The 20248-nt window shown below is 74.2% G+C and carries 16 protein-coding genes; 1 reads left to right on the forward strand and 15 read right to left on the reverse strand.

Translation table 11 applies throughout. The features are described 5' to 3' along the window. Positions 1-35 precede the first annotated feature (35 nt). The 5 genes from obgE to K1Y72_RS16905 all read right to left on the reverse strand — a co-directional run bounded on the left by obgE (position 36) and on the right by K1Y72_RS16905 (position 6524). The gene (gene obgE / locus K1Y72_RS16885) at positions 36-1433 is read right to left on the reverse strand and encodes a GTPase ObgE (protein ID WP_220167305.1); all 1398 of its coding nucleotides are present in this window, start codon (positions 1431-1433) and stop codon (positions 36-38) included. 99 nt (positions 1434-1532) lie between these two features. Then, positions 1533-1790 (reverse strand): 50S ribosomal protein L27, encoded by a 258-nt coding sequence (gene rpmA / locus K1Y72_RS16890; RefSeq protein ID WP_220167306.1) that lies wholly within the window; start codon positions 1788-1790, stop codon positions 1533-1535. 11 nt (positions 1791-1801) lie between these two features. Then, positions 1802-2116: a 50S ribosomal protein L21 gene (rplU, locus tag K1Y72_RS16895; RefSeq protein WP_220167307.1), complete on the reverse strand. Its 315-nt coding sequence runs from the start codon at positions 2114-2116 to the stop codon at positions 1802-1804. Positions 2117-2443: 327 nt separating this feature from the next. Then, a complete protein-coding gene (locus tag K1Y72_RS16900; protein ID WP_220167308.1) occupies positions 2444-5479 on the reverse strand; it encodes an Rne/Rng family ribonuclease in 3036 nt (1011 codons plus the stop codon). Between the two features lie 193 nt (positions 5480-5672). Further along, positions 5673-6524 (reverse strand): TIGR03936 family radical SAM-associated protein, encoded by an 852-nt coding sequence (locus tag K1Y72_RS16905; protein WP_220167309.1) that lies wholly within the window; start codon positions 6522-6524, stop codon positions 5673-5675. Between the two features lie 278 nt (positions 6525-6802). Between K1Y72_RS16905 and K1Y72_RS16910 the strand changes: the two genes are divergently transcribed. After that, complete coding sequence (locus K1Y72_RS16910) at positions 6803-7615, forward strand: transporter substrate-binding domain-containing protein (protein WP_220167310.1); 813 nt, start codon at positions 6803-6805, stop codon at positions 7613-7615. Positions 7616-7975: 360 nt separating this feature from the next. On the opposite strand, the gene K1Y72_RS16915 is transcribed toward K1Y72_RS16910, so the two are convergent. The 10 genes from K1Y72_RS16915 to K1Y72_RS16960 form a co-directional block, all read right to left on the reverse strand. Then, entirely contained in the window at positions 7976-9898 is a 1923-nt protein-coding gene (locus K1Y72_RS16915; RefSeq protein WP_220167311.1) for a TIGR03960 family B12-binding radical SAM protein, read from the reverse strand. A 56-nt stretch (positions 9899-9954) separates the two neighbouring features. Further along, entirely contained in the window at positions 9955-11130 is a 1176-nt protein-coding gene (gene rodA, locus K1Y72_RS16920) for a rod shape-determining protein RodA (RefSeq protein WP_220167312.1), read from the reverse strand. Beyond that, entirely contained in the window at positions 11127-13202 is a 2076-nt protein-coding gene (mrdA, locus tag K1Y72_RS16925; protein WP_220167313.1) for a penicillin-binding protein 2, read from the reverse strand. Before mrdA ends, rodA begins: the two co-directional genes overlap by 4 nt. Continuing rightward, positions 13199-13798: a rod shape-determining protein MreD gene (mreD, locus tag K1Y72_RS16930; protein WP_220167314.1), complete on the reverse strand. Its 600-nt coding sequence runs from the start codon at positions 13796-13798 to the stop codon at positions 13199-13201. The genes mrdA and mreD overlap by 4 nt, the downstream gene beginning before the upstream one ends. 1 nt (position 13799) lies before the next feature. Next, the gene (mreC, locus tag K1Y72_RS16935; protein ID WP_220167315.1) at positions 13800-14771 is read right to left on the reverse strand and encodes a rod shape-determining protein MreC; all 972 of its coding nucleotides are present in this window, start codon (positions 14769-14771) and stop codon (positions 13800-13802) included. 37 nt (positions 14772-14808) lie between these two features. Continuing rightward, positions 14809-15843, reverse strand: a complete 1035-nt coding sequence (locus K1Y72_RS16940; protein ID WP_220167316.1) for a rod shape-determining protein — start codon at positions 15841-15843, stop codon at positions 14809-14811. A gap of 244 nt (positions 15844-16087) precedes the next feature. Then, positions 16088-16498, reverse strand: coding sequence for a nucleoside-diphosphate kinase (gene ndk, locus K1Y72_RS16945; protein WP_220167317.1), 411 nt, complete (start codon positions 16496-16498; stop codon positions 16088-16090). A gap of 105 nt (positions 16499-16603) precedes the next feature. Next, complete coding sequence (locus K1Y72_RS16950) at positions 16604-18127, reverse strand: hypothetical protein (protein WP_220167318.1); 1524 nt, start codon at positions 18125-18127, stop codon at positions 16604-16606. Between the two features lie 103 nt (positions 18128-18230). Beyond that, positions 18231-18605 (reverse strand): DUF4233 domain-containing protein, encoded by a 375-nt coding sequence (locus K1Y72_RS16955; protein ID WP_220167319.1) that lies wholly within the window; start codon positions 18603-18605, stop codon positions 18231-18233. After that, a complete protein-coding gene (locus tag K1Y72_RS16960; protein ID WP_220167529.1) occupies positions 18602-19969 on the reverse strand; it encodes a bifunctional folylpolyglutamate synthase/dihydrofolate synthase in 1368 nt (455 codons plus the stop codon). Before K1Y72_RS16960 ends, K1Y72_RS16955 begins: the two co-directional genes overlap by 4 nt. Positions 19970-20248: the final 279 nt, after the last annotated feature.

Genomic DNA, 20248 nt, shown 5'->3' on the forward strand with positions numbered 1-20248 from the left:
GGCGTGGGGCGGAGCTAGGGGCCGGCGGTCAGGGGCTAGGCGTAGCCGTCCAGGCGGCGGTCGGTGCCGCGCGGGCCCGTCCCGCCCTCGCCGGCGGCGTCGATGTCGGGGTGCCAGTCGAAGACGACGGCGTCGCCGATCGTGCCGATCATGACGGTGGCGCCGTCCGCGGCGCCGGCCTTGGCGAGCGCGGCCTCGACGCCGAGCTTGTTCAGGCGGTCGGCGAGGTAGCCGACGGCCTCCTCGTTGGCGAAGTCGGTCTGGCGGAGCCAGCGCACCGGCTTGGACCCGGTGATCAGGTACTCGTTGTCGCCGGTCCGCTTGACCTCGAACTCGGCGGCGCCGCCGACCGGCTCGGGGCGGAGGACGATGCGGGTCGGCTCGGCGGGCGGCAGCGACGCGCGGAACTCCGCCACCATCGCCGCCATCGCGAACGACAGCTCGCGGAGGCCCTCGTGGCTCGCCGCCGACACCTCGAACACCCGCAGGCCGCGCTTCTCGAACTCGGGGCGGACCAGCTCGGCGAGGTCGCGGGCGTCCGGCACGTCCACCTTGTTCAGCACGACGAGGCGGGGCCGGTCCGACAGGGGGCGGTCGCCGAGGACGCGGTCGTAGGCGCGCAGCTCGTTCTCGATGACCTCGAAATCGCTGACCGGGTCGCGGCCCGGCTCCATCGTCGCGCAGTCCAGCACGTGGGCGAGGGTGGAGGAGCGCTCGATGTGGCGCAGGAACTCCAGGCCGAGGCCGCGGCCCTCGCTGGCGCCCTCGATCAGGCCGGGCACGTCGGCGACGGTGAAGGTGGTCTCCCCCGCGCTCACCACGCCGAGGTTGGGGACCAGGGTGGTGAACGGATAGTCGGCGATCTTGGGCTTGGCCGCGGACAGCGCGGCGATCAGCGACGACTTGCCGGCGCTCGGGAACCCCACCAGCGCCACGTCGGCGACGCTCTTCAGCTCCAGCACCACGTCCCGCTCGTCGCCGGGCTCGCCGAGCAGCGCGAAGCCGGGCGCCTTGCGCTTGGCGGTGGCGAGCGCGGCGTTGCCGAGGCCGCCGTGGCCGCCCTCGGCGATGACGTAGCGGGTGCCCTCGCCGACCAGGTCGGCGAGGACGGTGCCGGCGGCGTCCTTGACGACGGTGCCGTCGGGCACCGGCAGCACGACGTCCTCGCCGTTGGCGCCGGTGCGGTGGCCGCCCTGGCCGGGGCGGCCGTTGGTGGCCTTGCGGTGCGGGCGGCGGTGGTAGTCGAGCAGGCTCGCCTCGCCCGAGTCGACCTGGAGGATCACGTCGCCGCCGCGGCCGCCGTTGGCGCCGTCGGGGCCGCCGAGCGGCTTGAACTTCTCCCGGTGCACCGAGGCGCAGCCGTTGCCGCCATGACCCGCCTGGGCGTGCAGGACCACCCGGTCCACGAACTGCGCGCCGGATCCCGCTGCCACGATCTGTCTCCTCGGTCTGGATGATCGCCCTGCCCCCGGCAGAGCGAAGGGGCGGACCGGTACGGTCCGCCCCTCGTCACAACGCTGTGCCCCGGCGGATTACTCCGCCGGCGGGACGATGCTGACGGCGTTGCGGCCGCGGTGGCGGCCGAACTGCACGGCGCCGGCGACGAGCGCGAACAGCGTGTCGTCACCGCCGCGGCCCACGCCGGGGCCGGGGTGGAAGTGGGTGCCGCGCTGGCGGACGATGATCTCGCCGGCGTTCACCTGCTGACCGCCGAAGCGCTTGACGCCGAGCCGCTGGGCGTTGGAGTCGCGCCCGTTCCGGCTGGAGGATGCGCCCTTCTTGTGTGCCATGGTTCAGCTCCCTACTTCCCGGACGCGATGCCGGTGATCTTGACCTCGGTGTAGGGCTGACGGTGGCCCATCCGCCGCTTGTACCCGGTCTTGTTCCGGTAGTGCATGATGTTGATCTTCGGACCCTTGACGGCCCCGACGATCTCGGCGGTGATCTCGAACTTGGCGAGCTCGGCCGCCTTGGAGATCACGTTGTCGCCGTCGACCACCAGCAGCGGCTGCAGCTTGATGGAGTCGCCGGCCTCACCGGCGAGCTTGTCGACGGTGAGCACGTCGTCGACGGCCACCTTCTCCTGCCGGCCGCCTGCGCGGACAATCGCGTACACCGCGGAAACCTCTCGTCTGCGCGCGCTTCCGGAGCGAACCGGTCCCGCGCGTGGTCACAACCAGCCCCCGGATGAGGGCCTACCACCGGCCGGGGCCGATGGCGGCACGCCAGAGGGGGTCCCCTGACGCTCTCTGCTGACCCCGCCGGATCGGCGGGGGGACGCGCCCGATCGCCTTCGCAGGCGGTGGCGCATGTCGAGTCGGCACGCCGGGGCGCGCCGAACTCCCAGGGTACCGGACGACCCGGCGTGAGCGCGAACCCGCGCCCGCCGGGCCGTCCGGGCCCCGCGAACCTCGTCGCGGGCCGTTCCGGACGGCCCGGCCGGTCACTCCGCCGCGGTGGCCGCGGGCTCGGCGGGCACGTCGCCGGCGGGGGCGTCGCCCTCGGCCGCGGGCGCCTTGGCGGGCGCCCGGCGGGTGCGACGGCGGCGCCCGTTCGCGGGGGCCTCGCCGTCGTCGGCGGGCCCCGGTGCGGCGGCGGGCTGCTCTGCGGCGGGCTCCTCGGCGGCGGCCTGCGGCTCGGGCTGCGGCTCGGGCTGCGGCTCGGGCTTGGCCTTGGCGCGGCTGCGCGAGCGGGTGCGGGCCTTCGGCGCGGCCGGCGCCTCCTCGGCGGGCGCGGCGGGCGCGGCGGGCTCGGCCGCGGGCGCGGCGTCGGCGGCGACCGGCTCGGCGGCGTCGAGCGAGCCGGGGCCCGCGTCGGCGACCTCGACGGCGGCGTCGGCGGCCTCGACGGCGGCCTGCACCGCGGGCTCCTCGTCCGCCGGGGCCGCGTCGTCCCCGGCGTCCTTGTCCCGGGCGGACTCGTGCGCGGCGAGCTTGTCCTCGACGGCCTTCTCCACGTCGCCCTTGCGCTTGCGGCGCCGGTTCGCCGGGCCGCCGTCCTTGCCGTTGCCGTTGCCGGCGGACCGGTCGGCCTTCGGCTCGACCGGCGACAGGTGGACGTGGATGCCGCGCCCGTTGCAGGACTCGCAGGTCTCCGAGAACGCCTCCACCAGGCCCTGCCCGACCCGCTTGCGGGTCATCTGGACGAGGCCGAGCGAGGTGACCTCGGCGACCTGGTGCTTGGTACGGTCCCGCGACAGGCACTCCACCAGGCGGCGGAGCACCAGGTCGCGGTTGGACTCCAGCACCATGTCGATGAAGTCGACCACGATGATGCCGCCGATGTCGCGCAGCCGGAGCTGGCGGACGATCTCCTCGGCCGCCTCCAGGTTGTTGCGCGTGACGGTCTCCTCCAGATTCCCGCCCTGGCCGGTGAACTTGCCGGTGTTGACGTCGATCACCGTCATCGCCTCGGTGCGGTCGATGACCAGCGACCCGCCGCTCGGCAGCCACACCTTGCGGTCCAGCGCCTTGGCGATCTGCTCGTCCACCCGGAAGGCGCCGAACACGTCGCCGTCGCCCGTCCAGCGCTCGACCCGGTCCTCCAGGTGCGGCGCGACGTGGTGCACGTACTCGCCGATCGTGTCCCAGGCGGCGTCGCCCTGCACGACCAGCTTGGCGAAGTCCTCGTTGAAGATGTCGCGGACGACGCGGACGGTGAGGTCGGGCTCGCCGTGCAGCAGCGCCGGCGCCGACGCGGTCTTCACCGCCTTCTGGATGGACTCCCACTGGGCGGCGAGCCGCGCCACGTCGCGGGCCAGCTCCTCCTCGGTGGCGCCCTCGGCGGCGGTCCGCACGATCACCCCGGCGTTCTCCGGCATGATCTTCTTCAGCGCGGCCTTCAGCCGGCTGCGCTCCTTGTCGGGCAGCTTGCGGCTGATGCCGGTCATCGAGCCGTCCGGCACGTACACCAGGTAGCGGCCGGGCAGCGAGATCTGGCTGGTCAGCCGGGCGCCCTTGTGGCCGAGCGGGTCCTTGGTGACCTGCACCAGCACCGACTGGCCCGACTTCAGCGCGACCTCGATGCGGCGCGGCTGGCCCTCCAGGCCGGAGGCGTCCCAGTTGACCTCGCCCGCGTACAGCACGGCGTTGCGGCCCTTGCCGATGTCGACGAACGCCGCCTCCATCGACGGCAGCACGTTCTGCACCTTGCCGAGGTAGACGTTGCCGACGTAGGACTGGTGGGTCGCCCGGTTGACGTAGTGCTCGACCAGGACGTCGTCCTCCAGGACGGCGATCTGGGTGCGCTCGCCCTCCTGGCGGACCACCATCTGGCGCTCCACCGCCTCGCGCCGGGCCAGGAACTCGGCCTCGGTGATCACCGGCGGGCGGCGGCGGCCCTGCTCGCGGCCCTCGCGGCGGCGCTGCTTCTTGGCCTCCAGGCGGGTGGAGCCGCGGACCGACTGGACCTCGTCCTCGACGGCGCGCGCGTCGCGGACGTGGGTGACGGTGTTCGGCGGGTCGTCCTGGACCTGGGCGTCGTCGCCGCCCGAGCGGCGGCGGCGCCGGCGCCGGCGGCGGCTGCCGCCGGCCTCGTCGTCGTCGCCCTCGTCGGCGGCCTCGGCCTGGTCGTCCTTCCTGGCGTCCTTGCCGGTGTCCTTGCCCGCGTCCTTGGCGTCCTTGGCGTCCTTCGCGGCGCCCTTGCGGGAGTCGCGGGACGCGGGCTCGTCCTTGGCGTCCTTGGCGGCGTCCTTGCCGGCCGGGATCTCGGGCTCGTCGTCGTCGCCGTCCTCGCCGTCCTGGCCGGCGGCGCGGCCGCGACCGCGGCCCCCGCGGCGACGGCGGCGGCGCGAGGACGGCCGGTCGCCGGACTCCTCGTCGTCCTCGTCGTCGGCGGCCTCCTCGGCGTCCTCGGCCTGCTCGGGCTTCGGCTCGTCCTTCGCGCGGACCGGCTTGGCGGGCGGCGCGGCGGCGGGCTGCGGCGGCTGGAAGACCACCATCGGCGGCTGGAAGGTCACCGACGGGACGCCGGTGTCCTCCTCGTCCTCGTCCTCGGCGGCGGCCGGGACCGGCGGCACGGACGGCACCTGCGGCACGGCGGGCGCCGCGGCGGGCGCGGCGGGCGCGCTCTCGTCGACGTCGGGCGGCGGGCCGGCGGGCGCGACGGCCCGCTTGCGGCTGCGCGTGCGGGTGGTCTTCACCTGGGGCGCCGCGGGCTCGGCCGCGGCGGCGGGCTCCTCGACGGGCGCCTCCACCGCGGCGGCGGGCTCCTCGGCGGCGGCCACCGGCTTGCGGGCGCGGGTGGCGCGCGTCCGGGTCTTCTTCGCGGGCTCCTCGGCGGGCGCCGCGTCCCGGTCCTGGCCGGCGGGCGCCGGCGGCGCCGGCGCGGTCTCGGCGACCGTGATCACCGCGGGGGCGTCGTCCACCTCGGGCGGCGGCCCGGCCGGGCGGCTCGCCGCCCGGCGCCGCGTGCGCACGGTGGTCTTGACGGTCTCCGCGCCGTCTTCGGCGGTGGCCGGATCGGCCTCGTTCTCAAGCATGCGGGCAATCTCCCGTCAGGCTCCCGGGCGCAGGCCGCGCCGCCCGATGGGCGGTGCGGTGCGCCGCGCGGGAGCGCTCCGTCAGTCGTCGGTGCCGCCCCGCCCGGACGGGTGTCCGGACCGGACGACGAAGTCGTCGGGGGTGCGCCCGCCGTCCCCTGCGGACCGGTGCCGTGCGGCCACGGCTCCGGCCCTATGGGCGAGCGCCGACGGCATCCGCGCTCGCGGCGTCCCCGGGCTGCGGCTGCGCAGCACCGCCCGCCGCGCCGGCAACGCTGCCGTGCGTCGTCGCGGTCTCCCGGTCGGGATCCAGCGGATCCGCGAGGCCACCGGTGGCCGCGTCCAGGGGCCCCTGCGCCAGCCTGGTCACCAGTGGCGGTGACGGCGGCGCGAGGTCGGCGACCTGACGCAGTCCGGTGAGGATGTCGTCGGGTCGTACGGCAGGAGTGGTGTGCCGCACAACCATGCGAAGTATCGCACAAGGGGCATCCGCCGGCTCCGCGGCTCGCCGCTCCACCTCCATGGCGGACACGGCGGACCGGGCGTCGAAGCGGCGCCGCCCCTTCTTGGTGAGGCGTTCGACCTCGACGGCGCCGGCGTCCAGGAAGGCGGACACGGCCGCGGCGGCGGCGCCCTCGGGCACCCCGTCCAGCCGGATCCGCCACTCGGACGCCTCCAGCCGATCGGCCAGGGCGCTCGGCTTGCCCGCGCCCGCCGGCACGGCGACGACATCGACGATGTCGAGCCCGTCCGGCAGGGCGGCGTCGAGCTCCTCGCGCACCCGCGCAGGGTCGCGGTGCTCGGTGAGCCCGAGTTCGAGGTATTCGGCCTCGCTGGCCGTCCCGGTGGCCGCCGCACCCGCGTACGAGATCTTCGGGTGCGGGGAGAATCCGGCACTGAACGCGACGGGGATCCCGGCGCGCCGTACGGCGCGTTCCACGGCCCGGGAAATGTCGCGGTGGCTGGTGAACCGCAGCCTGCCGCGCTTCGCGTAGCGAACGCGCAGGCGCTGAGTCACGGGGGCCGGTGCAGGACCCTCCGGCATGGGAGCCAGGGCGCTAGTCCTTCCTACTCGTGCCGAGTCGAAAACGTCTCCCTATAGAGTACGGCCCCGCGGAGCGCCCCTGACCGGCACGCCGCGCCCCCCGTACTCGCCAGGTCAATCCCGGTGACGCCCGGGGGTGCCCGCCGGTTCGCACCGGCTCCGGGTGTCAGGGGTAACAACCATCTACCCCTCCGGTCCCTTCCGAACCCGTGAAGATCCCCCCGCGGACCCGGCCGGGCGGCTTGTTGGCAAGCGCCCGGTAAGCCAGGATCGTCCCTGTGAGCCGACCGTCGCGCGTCGCCGCCTGCGCCGTCCTCTGCGCCGGCCTCGCCGCCGCCTGCGGCACGGAGCGCGCCCCCTCGCTGCTGGACCAGGACACGCTCGTCGCGGGCATCCGCCCCGACCTGCCCGGCCTCGGGCTGCGCCGCGCCGACGGCTCGTTCGAGGGCCTCGACGTGGACGTCGCCCGCTACGTGGCCGCCGCCCTCGGCAAGCGGGTCGCCTTCATCGGCGTGAAGGCCGCCGACCGCATCCCCGCGCTGCTCGACGGCCGCGCCGACCTCATCCTCGCGACGCTGTCGGTCACCCCCGAGCGCAAGACCCGGATCGCCTTCGCGGGCCCGTACTACAACTCCTTCCAGGACGTCCTCGTGCGCACGGACGAGCGGGGCGTGGACGGCGTCCGCGACCTGAAGGGCCGCCGGTTCTGCTCGGTGACCGGCTCGGACACCGCCCAGCGGATGCTCGCCCTGCCGGGCATGACCGCCCGGATCGTGCCCGCCCCCGACTACGGCCGCTGCACCGCCCTGATCACGTCGCGGAAGGTGGACGCCATCACCACCAACGACGTGATCCTCGCCGGCCTCGTCCGGCGGACCCCCGGCCTCCGCCTGCTCGGCGCCCGCATCAGCGAGCAGAACACCGGCATCGGCCTGCGCCGCGGCGACCCCGACGGCTGCGAGGCGCTGAACCGCGCCATCACCCGCATGTACCAGGACGGCACGGCCGCCCGCCTCACCCGCAAGTGGTTCGGCGGCACCGGCCTGGACCGCGACACCGTCGAGGTCCCCCAGTTCGAGGGCTGCCTGTAGGCCCGCGCCCCGGCGAACGCGTGCGGGCCATCGCGCGCACTTCCCCGCGGCCTACCGGAAGCCATTCGCCACGGCTTACGCCGACGCTTTCCAGCCCTGGCCCGGCGACTCGCCACCCGCGAAATCCCGCAAGATCCTGGACGCCCGGACCCGCGTCCGGCTGCTCCAAGTCCCGCCCCCTGGCCACCGCTACCGCTCCCCCGCCCCGAGAGCGAACCTCCGAGCCCTCCAAGCCGGCGAACGTTTCACCCGCACCGCGAAGGGGAAATTCGGCGGCGCGATCATCTCCCTCCACGAACGAATCCGAACGGAATGAGAAATGGCGCCCCCTGCGCAGGAGGCGCCATTCTCGGAAACGACTCAGAGGACGTTGAGAGGGAGCAGCTTCTTGCCGGTCGGGCCGATCTGGATCTCGGTGCCCATGGTGGGGCAGACGCCGCAGTCGTAGCAGGGCGTCCAGCGGCAGTCCTCGACCTCGGACCCGTCGGTGGCCTCCTGCCAGTCTTGCCAGAGCCACTCGCGGTCCAGGCCGGCGTCCAGGTGGTCCCAGGGCAGGACCTCGACCTCCTCGCGCTCGCGGACGGTGTACCAGTCGAGGTCGACGGGCTCGCCCGCGAACGCCTTGTCGGCGCAGGCGGTCCAGCGGGCGTAGGAGAAGTGCTCGGTCCAGCCGTCGAAGCGGCCGCCGTCCTCCCAGACCGCGCGGATGACCTTGCCGACGCGGCGGTCGCCGCGCGACAGCAGGCCCTCGATCACCGACGGCTGGCCGTCGTGGTAGCGCAGGCCGATGGCGCGGCCGTACTCCTTGTCGCCCCGCAGCTCGTCCTTCAGCATCTTCAGGCGCCGGTCGACGGTCGCGTGGTCGCACTGCGCGGCCCACTGGAACGGGGTGTGCGGCTTCGGCACGAACCCGCCGATGGAGACCGTGCAGCGGATGTCGCGGCGGCCGGTGGCGTCGCGGCCCGCCTGGATGACGCGGCGCGCCATCCCCGCGATCGCCATGACGTCCTCGTCCTCCTCGGTCGGCAGCCCGCACATGAAGTACAGCTTCACCTGCCGCCAGCCGTTCTCGTAGGCGGTGGTGACGGTGCGGATGAGGTCGTCCTCGGACACCATCTTGTTGATGACCTTGCGCATCCGCTCCGAGCCGCCCTCGGGCGCGAAGGTGAGGCCCGAGCGGCGGCCGCCGCGGGAGAACTCGTTGGCGAGGGTGATGTTGAAGGCGTCCACGCGGGTGGACGGCAGCGACAGCGAGGTGTTGGTGCCCTCGTAGCGGTCGGCGAGGCCCTTGGCGACCTCGCCGATCTCGCTGTGGTCGGCGCTGGACAGGCTGAGCAGCCCGACCTCGGTGAACCCCGACTCCTTCAGGCCGGTGTCGACCATCGCGCCGATCGTGGTGATCGACCGCTCCCGCACCGGACGGGTGATCATGCCGGCCTGGCAGAACCGGCAGCCCCGCGTGCAGCCGCGGAAGATCTCCACGCTGAACCGCTCGTGCACCGTCTCGGCGAGCGGGACGAGCGGCTTCTTCGGGTACGGCCAGGCGTCCAGGTCCATGACGGTGTGCTTCTCGACCCGCCACGGCACGCCCGGACGGTTCGGCGCGACCCGCTGGATGCGCCCGTCCGGCAGGTAGGACACGTCGAAGAACTTCGGCACGTACACGCCGCCGGACGCGGCGAGGCGCAGCAGCAGGCCGTCGCGGCCGTCCGGCTCGCCCTCGGCCTTCCACTCCCGGATCACCTCGGTGATCGCCAGGGCGATCTCCTCGCCGTCGCCGAGGACGGCGGCGTCCAGGAAGTCGGCGATCGGCTCGGGGTTGAACGCGGCGTGCCCGCCGGCGAGGACGATCGGGTGCCCGTCGGTGCGGTCCCTCGCCTCCAGCGGGATGCCCGCGAGGTCCAGGGCCGTCAGCAGGTTGGTGTAGCCGAGCTCGGTGGAGAACGAGACGCCGAGCACGTCGAACGCGGCGACCGGGCGGTGCCCGTCGACGGTGAACTGCGGGATGCCGTGCTCGCGCATCACCGCCTCCATGTCGGGCCACACCGAGTAGGTGCGCTCGGCGAGGGTGCGGTCGCGCTCGTTGAGGATCTCGTAGAGGATCTGGACGCCCTGGTTCGGCAGCCCGACCTCGTAGGCGTCGGGGTACATCAGCGCCCACCGGACGTCGGCCCCGTCCCAGTCCTCGACCTGGGAGTTCAGCTCGCCGCCGACGTACTGAATCGGCTTCTGCACGCCGGGCAGCAGCGGCTCCAGGCGCGGGAAGATCGACTCGACCGACATGACGGAGTCCTCCGTGATCAGGTGCGGGGAAGGAGTCCCCACACTACCGCCGCCGCTCAGTCGAACGGGCGTCGTCGCACATGGACGGCCTGCAGCAGCCCGACGGCGATCATCCCGGCGAACGTCGCCGACCCGCCGTAGGACACGAACGGCAGCGGCAGCCCGGTCACCGGCATGATGCCGAGGGTCATGCCGACGTTCTCGAACGTCTGGAACGCCAGCCAGCAGACGACGCCGGTCGCCACCAGGGTGCCGAACAGGTCGGCGGCCTGGGTGGCGATGCGCAGCCCCCGCCACATGATCAGGCCGAGCAGCAGGATGATCGCGGCCGAGCCGAGGAAGCCGAGCTCCTCGCCCGAGACGGTGAAGATGAAGTCGGTCTGCTGCTCGGGGACGAAGTGCCCGGCGGTCTGCTCGCCGTGGAACAGGCCCTTGCCGAAGCCGCCGCCCGATCCGATCGCGATGCGCGCCTGCTGGGTGTTGTAGCCGGCGCCGCGCGGGTCGGCCGAGGGGTCCAGGAACGCGGTGAAGCGGGCCAGCTGGTAGGGCTTCAGCAGGCCGAGGGAGAACACCAGGACCGCCGCCAGCACGCCGCCGCCGGCGAGGCCGGCGAGCCAGCGCTTGCGCGCCCCCGACACCGCGAGCATGCCGAGGACGACCGCGACGAACACCAGCGTGGTGCCGAGGTCGGGCTGCAGCATGATCAGCGCGGCCGGGACGCCCGCCAGGGCGAGCGCGAGCAGCACGTCCCGGCGGCCCGGCCCGACCTCGCCGTCCCGCGGCTCGCCGAGGATCATCGCCAGCAGCACCACCAGGCCGACCTTGGCGAACTCCGACGGCTGCACCTGGAAGCCGCCGCCGATGACGATCCACGAGTGCGACCCGTTGACGGTGGAGCCGAGCGGCGTCAGCACCGCGATCAGCCCGACGCAGGCCGCGCCGTACAGGATCGGGACGTAGGCGCGCAGCAGCCGGTAGTCGAGGACGGTGACCAGGCCGCCGAGGCAGAACCCGATCACCAGGTTCAGCACGTTCTTCTTGACGAAGCCCTCGGGGTCGCGGCCCTGGTCGGTGAGGAGCTGGAAGGTCGCCGACCGCACCAGCAGCGTCCCGATCACCGACAGGGCGACGACGGCGAGGACCAGCGTCCAGTCCAGCCGCCGCAGCCCCGCCGCGCGGCGCCGCCACCGGGCGTGCTCCCCGTAGCCGTCGACCGCGCCGATGCCGTTCACTTGCCCGCCTTGCCGTCGTAGCTGACCCTCGGCAGGCCGGTCGGCAGCGCGCCGTTCTTCAGCAGCGCCTTCTTGCCGCCCAGCCCGTACATGGCCTCGTAGATCTGCCGGACGGCCGGGGCGGCGGACGTCGCGCCGGTGCCGCCCTGCGACACCATCACCACGACCGCGTACTTCGGCTTCTTCGCCGGGGCGAACGAGGCGAACCAGGAGGTGTCGTCCTTGCCGTAGACCTCCGCGGTGCCGGTCTTGCCGGCCACGTCGACCTTCTTGAAGTCGAAGCCGTTGAACGCCCCGGCCGCGGTGCCGGACTTGGTGACGCCGGTGAGGCCGCCGCGGATGTAGGCGAGCACCTTCGGGTCGACCGGCAGCTTCGGCCCGGCCGGCGCGGTGATGCGGCGCACCAGCGACCCGTCGGGGCGGACGACCGCCTGGCCGAGCCGCGGCACGACGAGCCGGCCGCCGTTGGCGAGGGCCGCGTAGGCGCGGGTGAGCTGGAGGGGGGTGACGAGCACGTCGCCCTGCCCGACCGACAGGTTGGCCGCGTCGCCGGCGCGCCACATGTAGCCCTCGGCGCAGTTCTCGGCGGCGACGGCCTTCAGGTACGCCGCCCGCGTCGGATCGGTCTTGGCGATCTCGGGGTAGCCGTCCTTGGCGCCCTTGCAGTCGGACTTCTTGGTGGCGTTCCAGTAGTCGCGCTTCCAGGTGCGGTCGGGGATGCGGCCGGCCGTCTCGCTCGGCAGGTCCACGCCGGTGCGCGTCCCGAAGCCCCACTTGCGGGCCATCTCGACCATCGGGTCGCGCGGGTTCTTCTTCGGCTTGGTGCCGCCGTCGCGCAGCCACTCCTCGTAGGCGAACTTGTAGAAGATCGTGTCGCAGGACACCACCAGCGCCGTGTGCAGGCTCATGTCGCCGTGGCTCTCGCCCTCGAAGTTGGTGAAGGCGCGGCTGCCGACGTTGTAGGAGCCGGGGCAGGGGTAGGTGCCCTTGAGGTCGTAGCCGTCGCCGACCGCCGCCGACACCGAGGAGACCTTGAAGGTCGAGCCGGGCGCGAACTGGCCCTGGGTGGCGCGCGAGATGAGCGGCTGGCCCTTCTTCTTGCCGAGCAGCGCCTCGTACTCGTCCTGGGAGATGCCGCCTGTCCAGATGGAGGGGTCGTAGGTGGGGTAGCTGGCGAGCGCGACGACGCGGCCGGTCTGCACGTCCATGACGACGGCGGCGCCCGCGTCGGCCTTGTGGCCCTGCTTGCGGGCGCTGCCGATGGTGTCGTGCAGCGCCTTCTCGGCGGCGCCCTGCACGCCGGCGTCCAGGCTGGTGACCAGCGACCCGCCGGGGGCGGGCGCCTGCTCCTGCGCGGTGCCGGTGACGCGGCCCTGGCTGTCGACCAGCACCTTGCGGAAGCCCGGCTCGCCGCGCAGGTCGGTGTCGTAGATCGCCTCCAGGCCGTCGCGGCCGATGAGGTCGGCGCCGCTGTAGCCGGTGACCTTCAGGCCCTTGCGCCGGTCCAGCTCCTCCTGCGTGATCGGCTGGAGGTAGCCGAGCGCCTGGCCGGCGCTCGCGCCCGCCGGCTCGGGGTACTCGCGGACCGCCTGCACCTGCGCGGTGACGCCCGGGAAGTCCTCCTGCCGCTCCATGATCTGCAGGGCGCGCTTCGGGTCGACCCGGTCGTCGACGGGGATCGGCTGGTAGGGCGAGCCGGGCCAGCAGGGCCGCTGGACGCCGGGGCCGCACAGGCGGATCTTCTTCTCCAGCGCGTCGCGGGTCGTGCCGAGCGTCGCGGCGAGCCGGGTGAGGACGGCGGCGCCGCGGTCCTTCTGCCGCGCCATGCTGGTGCGGTCGACCGAGACGACGAGGGCGGTGCGGTTGCGCACGAGCGGGCGGCCCTGGTCGTCCAGGATCAGGCCGCGCACCGCCGGGACGACGATGTCGCGGGTGCGGTTGTCGGCGGCGACCCGCCGGTAGTGGTCGCCGTCCAGCACCTGCATCGTCCAGAGCCGCCCGAGCAGCACCAGCAGCAGCGCGCCGACCAGCACGTACAGGACGACGAGCCGGAAGTGGGTGCGGGAGTTCACCGGCTCGTCCCCCGCCCCGACATGGCGCGGTAGCGGGCGGCGGGCAGCGAGAACCGGTCGCGGCGGCCGCGGTCGCCCCGGTCGTAGCGGCGGGTGACGCGCAGCACCGCCCACACCACGAACGGGCTGGCGATCACGTCGTAGAGCACCTGCAGCGGCACCATCCGCGCGACGACCGTGAACGACGCGCGCGGGTCGCCGAGCATCATGCCGGTCAGCGCGTACAGCACCGTCCCGGCGAGCGCGCCGAGCGCGACGGCGAGGAACGGCACGATCGACTGGCGGTCCATCTCGGTGGCGGCGAGCCCGCACACGTACCCGATCAGGCAGTACACCAGCGCGTACCGGCCGATGGTGTGGTCGGCGGGCGGGATGATGTCGGCGGCGAGGCCCGCGCAGAACCCGGTGACGACGCCGGTCAGCGAGCCGTTGACGAGCGCCAGCGCGACGACGGCGAGCAGCACCAGGTCGGGGGTGACGCCGCCGGGCAGCGGCAGCCGGTTGGCGACCGACACCTGCAGGACCAGCGCGACGACGATGACGAGCGCCGCCGTCAGGTTGCGGCCGGTCGCCGACGGCTCGGGAGCGTTCAGCACGTCAGTCTCCCTTGGCGGGCTTGCCCGAAGGCTTCGGCGACGCCTTGCCCGCCGGCTCGGCGGAGGCGGTGGCGGTGGCCGACGGGGACGGGGCGGGCTTGGGCGGCAGCACCCCGTCGTGCGGGTCGGACTTCGGCGGCGCCACCACGACCGCGACGACGTCGAGGCTGGTGAACGCCACGAACGGGCGGACGTAGGCGGTGCGGGTGAGGCCGCCCTCGGGCCGGTCGATCCGGACGATCTCGCCGATCGGCACGCCCGGCACGTACGGGCGCTCGCCCTGCGAGCCGAGGGTGACCAGGCGCTGCCCGGCGCGCATCGGCGCGTTGGCGTCCAGGAGCTGGTAGCGCAGCGGGGTCTGCCCGCCGTCGCCGACGCCGCGGCGGCCGCGGCCCTGCACGATGCCGATCTCCTTGGAGTCCTCCAGCCGGGCGCCGACGGTGGAGGTGAGGTCGGTGGCGAGCAGCACCGTCGCGGTGGTCGGGCCGACGCGGGTGACGCGGCCGACGAGGCCGTCCGCGCTCATCACCGTCATGTCGGGCTTCACGCCGCTCCGGCCGCCCGCGTTGATGGTGACGGTGTCCTCGAAGCCCTGCCCGGCCGAGATGACCTGGGCGGCGACGATGCGGTAGCCGCCCATGCCGGCGGTGCCGAGCAGCCGGTCGAGCTGCTGCGCCGAGCCGGCGTCCAGGCGGCTCGCCCGCAGCTGCTCGCGGAGCTGCTGGTTCTCGCGCTCCAGCCGGTCGGCGCGGCGCCGCTCGCCGGGCGCGTCGGTGATCGCGTCGAAGGTGTTGCCGACCGGCCGCACCACCGACGCCGACGCGCTCTCCACCGGGCCGAACACCGCGGCGCCGGCGCCGCGCAGCCCGCGGAGCGGCGAGTCGGCGCCGCCCCGGTAGTCGATCGTGATCATCGCGAGCGCCACAACGAGCAGCACACCGAGGACCGTGCGGGTCCGCCGGGTGTCGTCCACCCACCGACCTCCCGTTTCCTGTGAGCGTGGGTGATGGTCAGTGCCGCGACTCCGGGACGAGCACCTGGCGCAGCGAGTCGAAGTCCTCGACGCACTTGCCGGTGCCGAGCACCACCGAGTCGAGCGGGTTGTCGACCAGGTGGATCGGCATCCCGGTCTCCTCGCGGAGCCGCTCGTCCAGGTTCTTCAGCAGCGCGCCGCCGCCGGTGAGCGCGATCCCGCGGTCCATGATGTCGCCCGACAGCTCGGGCGGGCACTTGTCGAGGGTGGTCTTCACCGCGTCCACGATCGCGTTGACCGGCTCCTCGATGGCGCGGCGCACCTCCTCGGAGGAGATCACGACGGTCTTCGGCAGCCCCGACACCAGGTCGCGGCCGCGGATCTCGGCGTGCGGCTCGTCCTCGCCGCCGGGGTAGGCCGACCCGATCGCCATCTTGATCTCCTCGGCGGTGCGCTCCCCGAGCATCAGGGAGTACTCCTTCTTGGAGAACGAGATGACGGCCTGGTCGAGCTCGTCGCCGCCGACGCGGACCGACTGGCTGGTCACGATGCCGCCGAGCGAGATGATGGCGACCTCGGTGGTGCCGCCGCCGATGTCGACGACCATGTTGCCGGTCGGCTCGTACACCGGCAGGCCGGCGCCGATGGCCGCGGCCATCGGCTCCTCGATGATGTAGACGCGGCGGGCGCCGGCCTGGTAGCCGGCCTCCTTGACCGCGCGCTGCTCGACGCCGGTGATGCCGCTCGGGACGGCCACCACGATGCGCGGCTTGGCGAAGTGGCGGCGCTTGTGGACCTTCTGGATGAAGTAGCGCAGCATGCGCTCGGTCACGTCGAAGTCGGCGATGACGCCGTCCTTCAGCGGGCGGACGGCGACGATGTTCCCGGGGGTGCGGCCGATCATCCGCTTCGCCTCGATGCCGACCGCGACGATCTTGCCGGTGTTGGTGTTGATCGCCACGACCGAGGGTTCGTTGAGGACGATGCCGCGCCCGCGCACGTAGACCAGAGTGTTCGCGGTCCCCAGGTCGACCGCCATGTCACGGCCGAGAAAGGAAAGCTTGTTACCCATGAAGAAAGGGAGCCCTTCATGATTGTCGGGCGTGCAGAGCGGCGTTGCCATCGTAACGTGCCGTGACGCCACGGGGCAGACACCCCTCCGCGGGAGGGTGTCCAAAAAACCTGTACTGACCAGGGCTCTTTTCGACAAAAGACACGCGGGCCGGAAGGTTCCGGCCCGCGTGTCCCGTTCAGACCGCGCAGGTGCGGGTTGTCCGGTCGCCCGGCGCCCCGTCGGGCCGCCGGCCGCGCTCCGGTCAGGCCACCTCGGGGAAGAACAGCTTGATCTCGCGCTCGGCGGACTCGGGCGAGTCCGAGCCGTGCACGATGTTCTCGCCGATCTCCAGGGCGAAGTCGCCGCGGATGGTGCCGGGGGCGGCCTTCACCGGGTCGGTGGCGCCGGCGAGCGCGCGGAACGCCTCGATGGCGCGCGGGCCCTCGACGACGAGCGCGACGAGGGGGCCACCGGTGATGAAGTCGACCAGCTCGCCGAAGAACGGCTTGCCGGAGTGCTCGGCGTAGTGCGACTCGGCGGTCTCGCGCGGCAGGTTCTTCAGCTCCAGCGCCACGAGCTTCAGGCCCTTGCGCTCGATCCGGGAGATGACCTCGCCGACGATGGCGCGGCGGACGCCGTCGGGCTTGACCAGGACAAGAGTGCGCTCGGACACGGGATCGTTCTCCTCAAAGCAGGTGGAATGGGGTGGCACGCGCCTGCGCCGGGCACCGGCGGGCGGTGGCCGCAGCGGCGGCCGGCACACCTTCGCGGGCGCAGTTTACCCGGCTCGCGGGCCCGCGGCCGCCTTCCCGGCCGGACCGTTCCGGCGTGCGGTGACGCGCGCGCAGGCCCCGGCGAGCAGCACCGCGATGACGCCGGCGCTGATCAGCCAGAGCCGGTACCCGGCCGACAGCCCGTAGACCTGCTCGGCGACGGTGCCGGGGCGCAGCTCCTGGAGCCGCCCGACCTGCAGCGACAGCACCAGGAGCTGGCCGGTCAGCACCGCCGGGAAGCAGAGCGCGAGGCCGAACAGCGCGGCGCCGATGCCGGCGTCGCGCAGCGCGGCGGCGAGGGCCGCGCCGAGCCCGGCGCCGAGCAGCCCGAGCACCAGGGCGGCGAGCGGGGCGGCGGTGAGGTCGGCGCTCAGCGCGACGACGACGGCGGCGACGACCAGCGCGTGCCCGCCGAGCACCGCGCGGCGGGCCGCGTCGCGCGGCAGCAGCCCGGCGGTGAGGGCGCCGGCGAGCGCGGCCGCTCCCCCGGCGAGGAACGGCGCGAGCGGGACGGCGCCGCCGCCCTCGGCGCGCGCGCCCGCGGCGAGCAGCCCGGCGAGCGGCCCGGCGACCGGGTAGCCGAGCAGGCCGGCGGTGAGCATGACGATGGCGCAGCCGTTCGGGCTGCCGGCCGTCGCGTCCCGGCTGCCGGCGAGCGCGAGGCCGAGCAGCGCGACGAGCGCGACGGCGGCGACGGCGAGCTGCCCGCCGGGCGACCACTGGAAGGTGGTGAGCACGGCGAGGAAGGCGAACCCGGCGGCCGGGACGAGCGGCAGCGCGAGCTGGCCGCGCTCGGTGCGGCGGAGCGCCGGCAGCGGCGGGGTGCCCTTGGCGCGCAGCACGAGGCAGAGCAGCGTCGCGGCGGCCGCGGCGCCGGCGGCGGCCGGGACGGGCGCGAGGGCGCGGCGCCAGTCGGCGTCCGGGCCGCCCAGCGGGACGGCGCGCAGCGCCACCGGCATCGCGGCGATCAGCCCGGCCGCGAGCGTCCCCGCCCACACGGCCGTGAGCGGCCCGCTGCGCCGCTCCCAGACGATCACGAGGGTGGCGGGCAGCGCGATGCCCGCGCCCGCCCCCTGGACCGCGCGGACGGCGCCGACGACCGCGACCGAGCCCGCCAGCGAGGCGGCGAGCACGCCCGCGAGCAGCAGCAGGACGCCCGTCAGCAGGACGGCGCGGGCGGCGAAGCGGCGGGCGGCGACGGCGGCGGCCGGGACGGCGAGCAGCAGGGCGGGCAGCGACAGGCCGGTGGCGCGCAGCAGGGCGCGCTGGCCGCCGGTGTCCAGGCCGAGGCCGGCGGCGGCGGCCGCGACGACGTTGAGGGTGGTGTCGGGCAGCACCAGCACGATCGCCGGGAGCGCCGTGAGGGAGAGCAGCGCCGCCGCGGCGGCGGCGAGCCGTCCGGCCGCCGGATGGACCGGCGGCGCCGGGCGCGCGCCGGGCGGCTCCAGGAACGCCGCGGGGAGGGCGTCGAGGCCCGGCCTGGAGGCGGGCGCGGGCGGGGGCGCCTCGGGGGGCACGTCGGGGGGCACGGCCATCTCCTTCGAGCGGTCCGCCACCGACAGATCGCCCGAATCGGGCCATTAACTCGGAATGCGAATAATCGGCGGGAGAATGTAGGGCGTCCCCGCGAATTTAGCGCGCCTGCGCTTTCTCCGCCTTGCGTCCGAGCCAAATCGCGGTGGCCCACAGCAATCCGAAAACGACGCCGAGCCCGAACATGGTCGGCACCATGAAGCCGGTCGCGATGATCGCGACCTGGAGCACCGAGCCGACCGCCACGCCCCAGGGGCGGCCGAGCAGCCCGGCCGCGAGGACGCACACGACGGCGAGGCCGCCGCAGACGCCGCCCGCGAGGCCCCCGTCCACCTTCAGCACCGCCACCGCGACCGGGATGGCGAGCGCGATCACGATCGCCTCGCACACCAGCACCGTCGCCAGCATGCTGCGCGCCGGACCCGCGCCCTTCCGCGCCGGCCCCGTGCGCGCGCTCTCCGTCCCGGTGCTCATCGACCCTCCACCTTCAGCAGCGTGCGGGCGTCGCCCACGGTGACCACCGACCCGGTGATCAGCACGCCGGCGCCCTGGTACTCGCCGGTCTCCTCGGCCAGCCCGATGGCCCGGTCGATCGCGTCGTCGAGCCGCTCGGCGGGGTGCACCCGCTCCGGCCCGAAGATCCCCTCGGCGAGCTCGGCGAGCTCGTCCACCGGCATCGAGCGCGGCGAGGAGTTGCGCGTCACCACCAGCTCGGCGAGGACGGGTTCGAGCTGGTCCAGCACCCCCGCGACGTCCTTGTCGGCGGCGGCCGCGAACACCCCGACCAGGCGGGTGAACCCGAACGACTCGGTGACGGTGGCGACGCTCGCGGCCATCCCGGCGGGATTGTGCGCGGCGTCCAGCAGCACCGTCGGGCCCGTCCGCACGACCTCCAGCCGGCCCGGCGAGGCCGACCCGGCGAGCCCGCTGCGCACGAGCGCCGGGTCCAGCGACCCCTCGGCGCCCTCGGTGTAGGGCGCGCCGGGCGCGACGCGCGTCGCGGCGTCCAGGTCGACGTCGCCCTGCGTCGGCGCCCCGCTCGCGAACGCCTCGACGGCGGCGAGCGCCGTCGCGGCGTTGGACGCCTGGTGCTCGCCGAACAGCGGCAGGAACAGGTCGTCGTAGGTGCCGTGCAGGCCGCGGATCGCGATCTGCTGCCCGCCGAAGGCGACCTCGCGGGCCACCACGCCGTACTCGATGCCCTCGCGGGCGACCGCGGCGCCCACTTCGGTGACCTTGCGGAGCAGCACCTCGGCGGCGGCGACGGGCTGCTGCGCGAGCACCGCGACCGCGCCCGGCTTGATGATCCCGGCCTTCTCCCCCGCGATCTCCTCGACGGTCTCGCCGAGGTAGGCGGTGTGGTCCAGCCCGATCGGGGTGACCACCGCGACGGTGCCGTCGGCGACGTTGGTGGCGTCCCACGTCCCGCCCATCCCGACCTCGACCACGGCGACGTCCACCGGCGCGTCGGCGAAGGCGGCGAACGCCATCGCGGTGAGCACCTCGAAGAACGACAGCCGCGACCCGCCCTTGGCGTCCACGAGCTCGACATAGGGCGCCACGTCCGCGTAGGCGGCGACGAACGCCTCCTCGGAGATCGACTCCCCGTCGATCGCGATCCGCTCCCGCAGCGTCGTCAGCTCGGGGCTCGTGTACAGGCCGGTGCGCAGGCCGCGCTCGCGCAGCAGCGCCTCGATGAGGCGGGCGGTGCTGGTCTTGCCGTTGGTGCCCGCCACGTGGATCACCGGGTAGGCGCGCTGCGGCTCGCCGAGGACGTCGACCAGGTCGCGGATCCGGTCGAGGGTGGGGTCGATCTCCCACTCCACCCCCCGGGCCATGATCGCGCCGACGGCGCCGCGGTAGTCCAGCGGTTCGGTTACCTGACTCACGATGCTCCATGCCTGCGGAAACGGACGCCCCCAGCCTACTCGGCGGGGCCCGGCCGCCGGGCCGTCCCGGCGCCCGTCCTCGGCACGCGGCCCGGCCGCCGGGTCTACGTAGAGTGGGGGCGGACCCGCCGCGGGTGGCGGCGCGGCTGAACGAGCCGACCGTGCCGGCCACCGTGCTGATGATCGCGCTCGGCGCGGGCATCGAGCCGCGGGTGCGGCGCAATCCGA

Origin of the sequence: Actinomadura parmotrematis (genome assembly GCF_019458805.1) — a bacterium.
Classification (GTDB): domain Bacteria; phylum Actinomycetota; class Actinomycetes; order Streptosporangiales; family Streptosporangiaceae; genus Spirillospora; species Spirillospora parmotrematis.

Coding starts and splice junctions, on each gene's coding strand:
- K1Y72_RS16900 (WP_220167308.1), bottom strand. CDS start 5,479: ATGCTTGAGAACGAGGCCGATCCGGCCACCGCCGAAGACGGCGCGGAG.
- rpmA (WP_220167306.1), bottom strand. CDS start 1,790: ATGGCACACAAGAAGGGCGCATCCTCCAGCCGGAACGGGCGCGACTCC.
- K1Y72_RS16940 (WP_220167316.1), bottom strand. CDS start 15,843: ATGGGTAACAAGCTTTCCTTTCTCGGCCGTGACATGGCGGTCGACCTG.
- K1Y72_RS16915 (WP_220167311.1), bottom strand. CDS start 9,898: ATGTCGGTCGAGTCGATCTTCCCGCGCCTGGAGCCGCTGCTGCCCGGC.
- K1Y72_RS16960 (WP_220167529.1), bottom strand. CDS start 19,969: ATGGCCCGGGGGGTGGAGTGGGAGATCGACCCCACCCTCGACCGGATC.
- K1Y72_RS16905 (WP_220167309.1), bottom strand. CDS start 6,524: ATGCCGGAGGGTCCTGCACCGGCCCCCGTGACTCAGCGCCTGCGCGTT.
- K1Y72_RS16955 (WP_220167319.1), bottom strand. CDS start 18,605: ATGAGCACCGGGACGGAGAGCGCGCGCACGGGGCCGGCGCGGAAGGGC.